The sequence below is a fragment of the Paraburkholderia sp. J10-1 genome (genome assembly GCF_905220165.1).
Lineage (GTDB): Bacteria > Pseudomonadota > Gammaproteobacteria > Burkholderiales > Burkholderiaceae > Paraburkholderia.
This window is the reverse complement of record NZ_CAJMYW010000032.1, coordinates 39,090-50,422: the sequence shown is the minus strand read 5'-3', so window position 1 is coordinate 50,422 and position 11,333 is coordinate 39,090. Positions and strand designations below refer to the sequence as shown.

Here is an 11,333-nt window from a genome sequence, read left to right as displayed (position 1 = left end):
TGAAGTCATTAGGATGTCGTATTAACTACCCGTGGGAATGCAGACCAGAAGTTAAAGACCGGTGCCACATCTGTCAAATCAATCATATATGGCGAGTATCATCCATGACATGGATTTTCATGGCGCAATTGCCGAGTTGTAGTGCGGCGCAAGCTCGAGATGCTCGAGCAATCGCCCAAACTCGCCGAGTCGATGCTTCACGTACTCGGGCACTTCAACATCCGTGTAGTCGTAGAAGCCCTTGCCGTCGCGGATGCCGTCGCGCCCTTCTTCCATATGCCGCGTGACGATGGCGGCCGGTTCGAAGCGCTGACCGATCTCCTTCGCGAGGTAATGCGACGCGTAATAAAGTATGTCGCAGCCGCCCCAGTCGATGAACTCGAGCAACCCGAGGATCGAAAAGCGCAGGCCAAAGCCCGTACGCACGGCCATGTCGATGTCGTGCGCGCTGGCCACGCCCTCTTCCACCATGCGCGCCGCCTCGTTCATCACAAGCGCCTGGAGGCGCGGCACGATATAGCCGGCAGACGGCGCACATTCCACAGGCACCTTGCCCACGCGCAGCAGCAGGCCCTTCATCCGCGCGACGACCGCGTCGTGCGTGAGGCTGCTTCGGCTGATCTCGACGAGCGGCATCAGGTGCGCAGGGTTGAGCCAGTGAGCGTTGACGAGCCGCTGCGGTTGCGTGACCACCTTTTGCAGATCGGTGACGAGAAACGTCGATGTCGTGGATGCGATCGTTGCCGCATCATCGACATGCGCGCAGAGCCATGCGAACGCCGCCTCCTTAGCCGCCATCACTTCGGGTACCGCCTCGAACACGACCTCGCAGCCAGCAAGCGTGGCCTCGGCGCCGACGCGATCGAGCACTTCGACACGCGCGAGCGCTTCATCGGCCCCGCTGGCGTCGATACGTCCAGACTCGACCAGCGTCAGCAATTGCCGCGCGATTTCGGCACGCGCGGCCGCCGCAAATGCGGCACGCGATTGTTCGTTGCGCTCCTTGAAATCGATGAGCGTCACGTGCAATCCGGCAAATGCGAACGCGAGCGCGATGCCCTGCCCCATGCGTCCCGCGCCGAGCACGTGGACGCGCTTCACGTCGACGGCACTGTGCGTCATGCGAGCCCCCGCGCCAGCAGGCCGCGCATCGATTCGCGCGAAAGCGAGGCCAGCCCGAGGTTTTCGAGCGTGCGGCCCTCGCTGTACAGGTCGCGTCCCGAAACCGCGCTCGCTATGCTCAGCAATCCCTGGCCGACTGGTGTCGGCACCCCGGCCCAGCGCCCCACCGAAACGATGAACGAGAGGCCGAGCCGCGTGTCTTCCAGCATGTAGCGGTGCGCCTTCAGGTCGATGCGCTCGCGCCAGTCGCCGCTGTCCGTGAGCTTGCCGTGCGCGCCGCGCCCATACATCCATTCGTCGCCCTCGCTCGCATAGTGGTCGGCGAGCGGAAAATGCGGCGCGCCGTATCCGAGCGCTTCGCGCACCGCCATGCGCTCGGCGTCGAGCGCATCCGTCACGCGGCGAATCGACGGCTTCGTGCCTTCATTGTGAATATCCCACGCCTCGAAATGCTCGAGCGGCCCCGCGTTCATCATGATGAGCGGCGGGTGGATCACGGGCCCCGCGTTCATCAGCGCACCGCTTAGCGCGTCCTCGATCGGCTCGACGCTCGGGTAGCCCTCCTTGAGCACGGGGAGCGCCCATTCGGCCGCGTTGGCGGGGAACACGCCGGTCGGCAGGCGTGTGGCGTAGGCGCTGATGACCACGTCGTTTTCGCCGTGGCGCCGCACGAGATACGGCAGCGTGCCCGTTTCCGTGAACGCCACGCGCGCGCGGTTGCCCGCATCGGCCATCGCCTTCGCGAACACGTAGCTGCCGAACGTGCCTGGCGGCAGAAAGACTACCTGATCATCGGCCAGGTGAGGCGCAAGCTGGCTTGCCAGCGATTCGTGCGTGGTGGACGGCAGCGGGATCACGATGAGCCGCGCCTCGCGCACTGCGCTGCCGAGATCGTCGGCAAGGCGTATCGCGCCACGCGCCTCGCCAACGGGTACCCGCCGCTTGCCGCGCCAGTCCTTCACGTTCAGTTCGCCCAGCTCGCGCAAACGCGCGCATGCGGCCGTATCGCGCCGCCACCACGTCACGTCGTGGCCCTTTTCGAGCATGTCGATTGCAGCCGCAAAGCACCCATGCCCGCCACCCAGTACGCTAACCTTCATGTCCTGCCTCCTTGTGCAATCCCTTGCTTCATTGGTCAGTGTCGAGATTAAAGGGGCGGCTCGCGCGCTGCGCGTCAACACGCGCAAACGCTATTCAACTCCGGCAACGGATTCGCGCGACGTATGCGGGTGAATCCGTTCTTGCGCAGACTTATTGACCATCGGATCATAGGCGCAGAGGCTCTGCTGTCACTTCGAGGCCATTAAACGATGGAAATAGCGATTCCCCGCACACACAGCAACCGGCTCGGCGCTTCCCGCGCGCGCGAGGATGTCGAACGCGAAGTGGCGAAGCTGCTTTGCGAGCACCGCATGGAGGTGTCGGGCCGCGAGCCGTTGAACGCGGAACTCTATGGCGTCGCGATGCATCGCGCGAGCCTGCTCGAGTTGTGCTACGGCCGCGAGACGCATATCGACGCGGGCGAACTCGACCATCATTACCTCTTTCGCGCGACGCTTGCGGGCCGTTGCGAGCTGGAATCGGGCAGTGAGCGTGCCTCGCTTTCGGCGGGCAGCCTCAGTGTGTCGTCGCCGTCACGCAAAAGCCGCATCAGCACCGACACCGCATGCCGCAGCCTGCTGCTGCGCGTCGATCGCGCCGCGCTCGAAATCAAGCTCGCGGAGATGCTGCAAAACTCACTGCGACGTCCGCTCGTGTTCGAACTGGACATTAGCCGCACGCACAGCGGCGCCGCCGTGTTTCATTCCACACTGCGGTATTTGTGCACCTTGTGTGAACAGATCGAGCCGAGCGCGCGCGACAGCCTGCTCGGTCCCGAACTCACGCAGTGGCTCGCCACACTGTTGCTCATGCAACTACCTCATTCGTACAGTGAAATGCTCGCGCGCGGCGCGAAGCCGCCGCTGCCCGCGCACGTGAAGCGCGCACGCGAGTATATTGAGGCGCATCTCGGCGAAACGCTTTCCATTGCGACGCTCGCCCAGGTGGCGGGCGTGTCGCCGCGTACGCTGCAAAATGGTTTCAGCCAGTTTCTCGACCAGTCACCCGCCGACTTTATCCGTGAGCGGCGTATCGAAGCCGTGCATCGCGCGCTGAAAGCCGATCCCGAGCGCAGCGTGACCGACGTGTTGCTCGAGCACGGCGTGCACAGTTTCGGCCACTTCGCGAAGGCGTATGCGCGGCGCTACGGTTATCCGCCTTCTGCGACCGCGAAGCGCGGCCAGTAAAGCACACACCCATGCCGAACCCCAGCGACTTCATTGCGCCCCCGGGCGACGAGCCCACCGACGCGCTGCGCGTGCAGGATCTCGACCTGAACCTGCTCAAGACCTTCAATGCGGTCTACGCGGAGAAGCATGTCGGGCGCGCGGCGTTGCGCCTGGGTATCACGCAGCCCTCCGTGAGCCATGCGCTCGGCCGGCTGCGGCTCCTGTTTCATGATGCCCTCTTCGTGCGCACGGGCGGCGGCGTCGAACCCACGCCGCGCGCGCAGCGTCTCGCGGCCTCAATCGACCGCGCGCTCGCCATCCTCCAGGCCGTGCTCGACGAGGGCGCCCAGTTCTCGCCCGCCACGTCGCGCCGCACCTTTCGGCTCCACATGAGCGATTTCGCGGAGACTGCGTTCCTGCCCACCTTGATGCGTGAACTCGACGAGCGCGCGCCCGGCGTCGTCATCGAGACGCTGCATATCGAGGAAAGCCAGTTCAACGTAGCGGTGGAGTCGGGCCGCATCGACTTTGCGATGGGCCACTTCCCCCATGCATTCACGCATTTCCATCGCAGCGAACTGCTGCAGGAGCGCTATGTCCTGATGATGGCCCGCCGTGTGGCCGAGCGTTGCGGACTCGACGAGCATTTCGTGCTTGATACAACCGTGCCGCCTGCATTGCAGTTCATTTCGGTGAGCTCGCACCCGCAGTCGATGGCGCTGCTCGAACAACACGGGCTCACTTCGCGCGTCCGGGTAGCCGTGCCGAACTTCATGGTCGTGCCGGCCATACTCTATCGCTGCGACTACGCGCTCATCCTGCCGCGAACCGTTGCGCGCGCCTTCGCTCCGCTCGGCGAGATGGCCGCGTTCGAGATCGCCAATGCGTCGGTGTGGCCCGTCAACGCATACTGGCATCGTCGCTTCGACGCCGATCCGGGCCACCGCTGGCTGCGCGCGCTATTGATGGAGCTATTTCGCATCGGCACGCGCGAGCCGTACGACAGCTGGCTCGCGATTCCGCCCAGTCTCCGGCCGCCCTCAACGCATGAAGGCGAGCGGCTCGTTTAGAACGACGTGAGAATGCCCGCCACGATCGAGCTTGCGGTGGCGCCCGGCTTGCCCACCGGCACCGCGCCGCCGCCCGCGCCGTTGATCGAGAACGCGGCATGCTCGCCGTTGTGGACCATCGCCGCGCCCGTGTAGAGCACGGTGCGCTTCGAGAGCGGATAGTCGAAGCGCAGGCCATATGAATCGGCATTGCCTTCGCTGTCCGCGATCTTGTGATAGTGACCGTAGCTCACGAGCAGCGACGCGCGGCCGATCGGCACCGTCGCGTTCAATTCGAAAAAGTCGTTGTGCGGGTTCGAATACGCGCTCGCCACCGCCGTCGTCACGTCGGGGCCGCCGCGGTGCCGCAAATAGATGAACGCCGGCTTCACGAAGCCGAAATCGTACGAGATCGCGCCGAGCGCGTAGTTGCCGGTGCCGGTGGGACTCGTCGGCGAGAGCGTCGCGGCCGTTGCCGTGCTGAACTTCTGCTGCATGTAATCGACGTCGATCGAAAGCGGCCCGTTCGCGTAGTTGATTCCGGCGCCATAGGTGTCGCCGAGTGTCGAAGGCACGTTGCTCGCGCCATTCGCGCCGCGCGAAGCCGTGGCGCGCAGTAGCAACCCGCCAAAGCGTGGCGACGTGTAGCGCAGCGTGTTGCTCGTGCGCAGGAACCAGGGCTGGACGAAGTTGTTCGACGCGTTGCCCCATGCGAGACCCGCGCCATATCCCGGCAAACTGTAGGTCACGAACGACGTATGGAGAATCGTATACGTCTCGCCGGCCTGCAGGCCGCCAAAAGGTCCGGTGAGCCCGACCCACGCTTCGCGGCCAAACAGGGAGCCGTTGCCGCTGATCGCGCCCGTCGCCGAATTGAAGCCGTTTTCGAGCTTGAAGATCGTGGCATAGCCGCCGCCGAGATCCTCCACGCCCTTCAAACCCCATTGCGTCGCGAAGAGATTGCCAGTGCCCATGCGCACCACGTGGTTCGGCCCGAAGTTCGCATATTCGATCGACGTGTCGATACGGCCGTAAAGCGTGAGGCTCGATTGCGCGAGCGCGGGCACCGCCGCCATGCCCACGATTGAAATACACCACTTCCAGTTGGTCATTGTTGTCGTCCCGCGAGTCGTGAGGAATCGGGGCGAGTCTAGAAAGGCCAATATCCGGCGTCGATCAAGCGGGCCATATATCACTTATAGATCTCGTTCATGAACGCGGCGGCACGCGCAAAGTACAGCCTCCAGCCCCCGTCAGTACGCGATTTCCCGGGGACGCCCCTGGTGATTTCTTTAGAGCGCTCGGTAGTTGCGAGCAGGCGTTTGGGAAACTTGCGCCTATATCTGCGAAATTTGTTTGCGTACGCTGGTCCACCAGAGTGCATGCACCTGAGACCACACGACCGACACATCGGAGATACGCCATGACCCCCACCCCCGCCAGCGCGCCAGCCGGCGCAAAAAGCGCCAGACGCTACACGTATGAGTGGTACGTAGTGCTGATCTGCATGCTTGCCTATGTCTTTTCCTTCGTCGACCGCCAGGTGCTGGCGCTCATGATCGAGCCGATCAAGCGCGACCTGCACCTCACGGATACGCAGTTCAGCCTCGTGCACGGCTTCGCGTTCTCGCTCTTCTATGCCGTGATGGGCATTCCTCTCGCGTATCTCGCCGACCGTTTCGCGCGGCCTCGCATCATCGCTACCGGCATCGCGCTCTGGAGCGTCGCTACGGCGGCTTGCGGCATCAGCCAGAACTTTCTGCACATGTTTCTTGCGCGCATGAGCGTGGGCGTGGGCGAAGCTTCGCTCTCGCCGGGCACCTACTCCATGCTTGCCGACTACTTCCCCAAGGAGAAACTCGGCCGGGCGGCAGGTGTCTATTCGCTCGGCTCGTTCATTGGCGGCGGCATTGCATTTTTGATTGGCGGCTATGTGATCGCGCTGCTCAAGCAGGCTTCGATGGTCACGCTGCCCTTCGTCGGTTCGGTGCATGGCTGGCAGGTCACGTTCTTTATTGTGGGACTGCCCGGCCTTCTCGTGGGCCTCGTCTTCATCCTCACGGTGCGCGACCCGCAGCGCAAGGGGCTCGTGCAGGACGTGAGCGGCAAAGCGCGGCGCGTTTCGCTTGCCGATTCCGCGCGCTTCATCCGCTCGCATGGCAAAACGTTTTTCTGCCACTACGTCGGCTTCTCGTTTTACGCGATGACGCTGTTCTGCCTCATGAGCTGGACCCCGGCGTTCTACATCCGCCGCTTCGGCATGTCGCCGGTGGAGGCGGGCTATACGCTCGGCACGATCCTGCTCGTGGCCAACACGACCGGCGTGTTCTGCGGCGGCTGGCTCAACGACTGGCTCCTGCGCCGCGGCCGCAGCGACGGCCCCATGCTTGCGGGCTGTATCGGCGCGGCGGCAATGGCCCTGCCCGCCGCCGCTTTTACACAGGTGAACAGCCTTGGCGGCTCGCTGACGCTGCTCGTGATCGCGATGTTCTTCGCCTCGTTCCCGATGCCGACTTCGACCGCCGCGATGCAAACGCTCGCGCCGAACCAGATGCGCGCGCAGATCTCCGCCGTGTTCCTGCTCGTGTCGAACCTGATCGGCCTTGGCATTGGCACGACGCTCGTCGCGTTGTTGACCGACAAGGTGTTCGGTTCGCCGCTTGCAGTTGGGCAATCGATGTCGATCGTGAGCCTTGTCGCGGCGTTGCTCGCGACCGTGCTGCTGGGCTTCGGCTGCCGGCAGTTCCGCCTGAGCCTCGCGCGCGAGGACGCGCACGCGCAGCGCGCAGACGCAGGCATCGAGGCGACGTTGAGCGCCACGCGCGCCTGAGATGAACATGCGCCTCCCGCGCCAGTATTATCAATGGCATTGATGCGGTCGGCCATTTTTTATCGATTTGCCCGATCTTCCGGGCGGCCGTATGCTCGGTTCAACGCCTCGCGCCTCGCGCGCGAATGGTCCATTCAGTCCAGCATCCAGAAACTACCGCTATTTCAGCGATCGGCCTCATCATGCAAGCCACTTCATTCAAGGTTCGCGTCGACGCCTTGTGCGACGAAGCACAAGGCATTCGCTCGTTCAGCATTTCGCGCCTCGACGGCAAGCCGTTCGACGCTTACGAACCGGGCGCGCATATCGACGTCACGGCACCGTCCGGCATCACGCGCCAGTACTCGCTCTGTGGCGACCCGGACCAGCGCGACGTACAGCTCTTCGCAGTGAAGCGCGAGAGTGCATCGCGAGGCGGCTCCAGTTCGTTGCACGACGACGTGGCAGTCGGTAGCGAGCTAGCGGTCGGCGCGCCGCGCAACCTGTTCCAGCTTGCGCCCGGAGCGCAGCGGCACGTGCTGATTGGAGCCGGCATCGGCATCACGCCGCTTTTGTCAATGGCGTATCACCTCATCAAGCAGAATGCGCCCTTTGAATTGCACTACTTCGCGCGCAGTGCGGAACACGCGGCGTTCCTGCCGCTGCTCGCGCGCGCGCCATTTGCGCCCTACGCGAAGCTGCACTACGGCGTGGAGCCCGACGCGCTGGACGGTGCACTCGCGTGGTGTCTCGCTACGGCCGAGACGGGCACGCACGTTTATACGTGCGGGCCTTCCGCGTTCATGGAGCGCGTGGTCGCGGTGGCCGAACAGCGCTTGCCCGACGACGCCATCCATCTCGAACGTTTCGCGGCAGAGCCCGCGTCGCCCGCAAGCGATGCAGCGCTCGATGCATTCGACGTGCAGGTGGCCAGCACGGGACAAACCGTGCGCGTGGAAAAGAACACTTCGATAGTCGATGCGCTCGCAACCATCGGCATCGAGGTCGATACGTCGTGCGGGGAAGGCGTATGCGGCACTTGCATGGTCGACGTCGTGACGGGCGAGCCCGAACATCGCGACCACTGTCTGAGCAAGGCCGAGCGGGCGAGCAACAAGGTCATCTGTTGCTGCATTTCGCGCTCACGCTCGCCGGTTCTCGTGCTCGATCTCTGAGCATCGCCGTGTTCAGCGCTTCTCCTTGTCGAACCGCTGCATGATGGCCTGAATCAGCTCGCGCATCCACGCAATGCCTTCGTCGTCGTGGAAGTGCTCATGCCAGTGCATGGTCACGGCTGCGACCGGCATGGTCACGGGCAGCGCGTAGATCTGGAAGCGTCCGTCCGCGTTGAAGATGTGCGCGAGACGGCGCGGCAGCGTCGCGTACAGGTCGGTCACGGCGAGCACGCCTGGCAGTGCGACGAAGTGCGGCAATTCCAGCGCGATATTTCTGCCCACGCCCTGCGAGCGCAGCGCGTCGTCCAACGCGTGATGGCTGTGCTCGACGGACCTCACCTGCACATGCGAGGCCTCGACGAACTGCGCGAGGCTCAGCGTCTCGCCGCGCGGCAAGCCGCGCCTGCGGCGCGTCATACACACGTAGGTCTCTTCGAATAGCAATTGATGGCGTGTGCGCGAGGTCAGCTCGGGCAGATTGCCGATCGCGAAATCGAGGCGGCTCGAACGTAGGGCGTCCTCGATCTCGTCCACCGGCAGTGGCTCGACGCATACGCGCATCCGCGGTGCCTCGCGATGGAGCGCTTCGCAAATCGGCGGCAAATAAGCCATTTCTCCCGCGTCCGAGAGCGAGAGCCTGAACGTGCGCGTGCTCACCGCCGGATCGAAGCGCTCGGCGTAGCGCAGCGCCTCGCGCACCGTGTCGAGGGCACGGCCGACGATCGCGGCGAGTTCCAGCGCGACCGGCGTTGGCTGCATGCCGGCACGCGTGCGGATGAAGAGCGGATCGTCGAACAGCGAGCGCAGGCGCGAAAGCGAATAGCTGATGGCGGGCTGCGAGAGCGCGAGCCGCTCGCCAGCCTTCGTCAGGCTGCGCTCCTCGACGATGGCCTGAAAGACCCGCAGCAAGTTCAGATCGACGTTGTCGAGTGATGGCATGGTTTTATCAGCCGCGTTTATGTGAGGTTCAATTTTAGATCGATTTGACGCATGAAGCACCAGGCGTGAGACTTCAATCAACGCACAGGCGGCGCACGACCTGCGCTTTAACCTCCTCGCGAGACATCGCGATCACCCCGATACTCCGACATCATGAGCGATAACTGGCAGACCATCGACACGAGTACGCTGCGCGGCCGCGTAGAGACGGACCGCATCGCGCCTTCGCTGTACTACGATCCGGCGCTGTTCGAAGCGGAACTCGAGCGCATTTTCTACAAGACGTGGATCTGGGTTGCGCACGAAAGCGAGCTGCCCAACGCGGGCGACTTCCGCACCACGACCATCGGCCGGCAGCCGGTTATCGTCGTGCGCGACAAGACGGGCACGGTGAACGTGCTGCAAAATCGCTGCCGCCATCGCGGTGCGACCGTGTGCGAAGAACACAAGGGCAACGCCAAGGGCTTCACGTGCCCGTACCATAGCTGGTCGTATGCGCTCGACGGCACGCTGCGCGCACTGCCCTATGGCGACGGCTACGAAGGGGTGTGCGAAAAGGGAGACTTGCCGCTTGAAAAGCTGCGCGTCGGCATCTATCAGGGGCTCATCTTCGCGAGCTTCAACAAGGATATCGAACCCCTCGAAGACTTCCTCGGCGGCGCGAAGCCCTGGATCGACCTCTTCATGAAGCAGGGCGCGGGATACCCCGTGAAAGCCAACGGCGAACACAAGTTCAAGTTCAAGGGCAACTGGAAGATCCAGCTCGAGAACACCACGGACCTCTATCACTTTCCTGTGGTGCACAAGTCGTGGATGAAGTCGATCGACGACGAAACGGCTGCGGCGATCACGAGCTTCATGACGAGCGATCAGGCCTTCTGCCGCTCGCTCGGCAATGGCCACAGCCTGGCCGTGCTCGTGCCCGAACTCGTCGACCTCGACCAGGACGATGGCGCGCCGCTGCCCGAGCGTTTTCAGGAACTGGCCGCGCAACTGGCCGGGCGCCACACGCCCGAAGAAGTGCGCCGCATCGTACGCTCGCTCATGGGTGTGGGCTTCAACCTGAACCTCTTCCCGAACCTCGCGCTCTCGATGGCGTTCTTCCGCGTGCTGCGGCCCATTTCGGCAGAGGAAACGGAAATCCGCCACGTGGCGCTCGCCATGGATGGCGGCCCCGAGGAGGCCAACCGCGTGCGCCTGCGCATTCACGAACACTTCCAGGGCCCGTTCGGCTTTGGCAGCCCCGACGACGCCGAAGCCTGGGAGCGCGTGCAGCGCGGCTCCCACGCCGGCCCCGGCACGCCGATCCTCGTGAATCGCGGCCTGAACCGCGAAACCACGGCACCGAACGGAGAAAAGACCGCGCACGCCACCGACGAAACCGGCATGCGCGAAGCGTATGCACAGTGGCGCGCCATGATGGAGGCATGATGGACGATCGAAACGTACTCAACTCGCAAGAGACCTTTACGCGCGCCGTGCAGTTCATCTGGCGCGAAGCAGAAATGCTGGACCGCCGCGAATACAGCGCCTGGCTCGAACTGTGGGACCCGAAGGGCCATTACGTCGTGCCGATCGACCCGAACACAATCGACTTCGCCGCCACGCTGAACTACGCCTACGACGACCAGCACATGCGCGAAATGCGTGTACAGCGTATGACGTCGGGCTATTCGGCATCGGCGAGCGATGCGGCACGCACGGTGCGCACGGTTTCGCGCTTCACGCTCTCGAGCGATGCGGCCGATACCGTGGAAGTGAAGTCGGCGCAGATCATCGTGGCGTACAAGCGCGGCGCGAATACGATCTTCGCGGCGGACCTCACGCACCGCATCAGCTTCGCGAGCGGCGAGCCGAAGCTTCTGCAAAAGGTGGTCCGCCTGATCGATTCGACCGAAGCGCTGAGCGCGATCGGATTCCTGCTCTAAAAACAGGGGCGCGCGGCTCGGCTTGCGCGCCCTTCTGCCAT

10 protein-coding genes are annotated in these 11,333 nt (G+C 63.8%); 6 read left to right on the top strand and 4 right to left on the bottom strand.

What is annotated here, in order from left to right; genetic code table 11:
- Positions 1–117: 117 nt before the first annotated feature.
- Together U5A65_RS39565 and U5A65_RS39560 are read right to left on the bottom strand one after the other, a co-directional pair.
- Complete coding sequence (locus U5A65_RS39565; protein WP_321939615.1) at positions 118–1,122, bottom strand: 3-hydroxybutyryl-CoA dehydrogenase; 1,005 nt, start codon at positions 1,120–1,122, stop codon at positions 118–120.
- The gene (locus U5A65_RS39560) at positions 1,119–2,222 is read right to left on the bottom strand and encodes an NAD/NADP-dependent octopine/nopaline dehydrogenase family protein (protein ID WP_321939617.1); all 1,104 of its coding nucleotides are present in this window, start codon (positions 2,220–2,222) and stop codon (positions 1,119–1,121) included. The genes U5A65_RS39565 and U5A65_RS39560 overlap by 4 nt, the downstream gene beginning before the upstream one ends.
- A 210-nt stretch (positions 2,223–2,432) precedes the next feature.
- Here U5A65_RS39560 and U5A65_RS39555 point away from each other — a divergent pair, with 210 nt between their 5' ends.
- Positions 2,433–3,410, top strand: coding sequence for an AraC family transcriptional regulator (locus U5A65_RS39555; protein ID WP_321949592.1), 978 nt, complete (start codon positions 2,433–2,435; stop codon positions 3,408–3,410).
- 11 nt (positions 3,411–3,421) lie between these two features.
- Positions 3,422–4,462 (top strand): LysR family transcriptional regulator, encoded by a 1,041-nt coding sequence (locus tag U5A65_RS39550; RefSeq protein ID WP_321939621.1) that lies wholly within the window; start codon positions 3,422–3,424, stop codon positions 4,460–4,462.
- Here U5A65_RS39550 and U5A65_RS39545 read toward each other — a convergent pair.
- Positions 4,459–5,553 carry a porin gene (locus U5A65_RS39545; protein WP_321917465.1) on the bottom strand — a complete coding sequence of 365 codons (1,095 nt, stop codon included), beginning with the start codon at positions 5,551–5,553 and terminating at the stop codon, positions 4,459–4,461. The two genes, U5A65_RS39550 and U5A65_RS39545, sit on opposite strands and share 4 nt — an antisense overlap.
- Positions 5,554–5,864: 311 nt before the next feature.
- Between U5A65_RS39545 and U5A65_RS39540 the strand changes: the two genes are divergently transcribed.
- Positions 5,865–7,271 carry an MFS transporter gene (locus tag U5A65_RS39540; protein WP_321917466.1) on the top strand — a complete coding sequence of 469 codons (1,407 nt, stop codon included), beginning with the start codon at positions 5,865–5,867 and terminating at the stop codon, positions 7,269–7,271.
- 182 nt (positions 7,272–7,453) lie between these two features.
- Positions 7,454–8,425, top strand: a complete 972-nt coding sequence (locus U5A65_RS39535) for a PDR/VanB family oxidoreductase (RefSeq protein WP_321917467.1) — start codon at positions 7,454–7,456, stop codon at positions 8,423–8,425.
- Between the two features lie 12 nt (positions 8,426–8,437).
- On the opposite strand, the gene U5A65_RS39530 is transcribed toward U5A65_RS39535, so the two are convergent.
- Positions 8,438–9,364, bottom strand: coding sequence for a LysR family transcriptional regulator (locus tag U5A65_RS39530; RefSeq protein ID WP_321917468.1), 927 nt, complete (start codon positions 9,362–9,364; stop codon positions 8,438–8,440).
- A 153-nt stretch (positions 9,365–9,517) separates the two neighbouring features.
- Between U5A65_RS39530 and U5A65_RS39525 the strand changes: the two genes are divergently transcribed.
- Together U5A65_RS39525 and U5A65_RS39520 are read left to right on the top strand one after the other, a co-directional pair.
- Complete coding sequence (locus U5A65_RS39525) at positions 9,518–10,795, top strand: aromatic ring-hydroxylating dioxygenase subunit alpha (protein WP_321917469.1); 1,278 nt, start codon at positions 9,518–9,520, stop codon at positions 10,793–10,795.
- The gene (locus tag U5A65_RS39520; protein ID WP_321917470.1) at positions 10,792–11,292 is read left to right on the top strand and encodes an aromatic-ring-hydroxylating dioxygenase subunit beta; all 501 of its coding nucleotides are present in this window, start codon (positions 10,792–10,794) and stop codon (positions 11,290–11,292) included. Before U5A65_RS39525 ends, U5A65_RS39520 begins: the two co-directional genes overlap by 4 nt.
- Positions 11,293–11,333 lie beyond the last annotated feature (41 nt).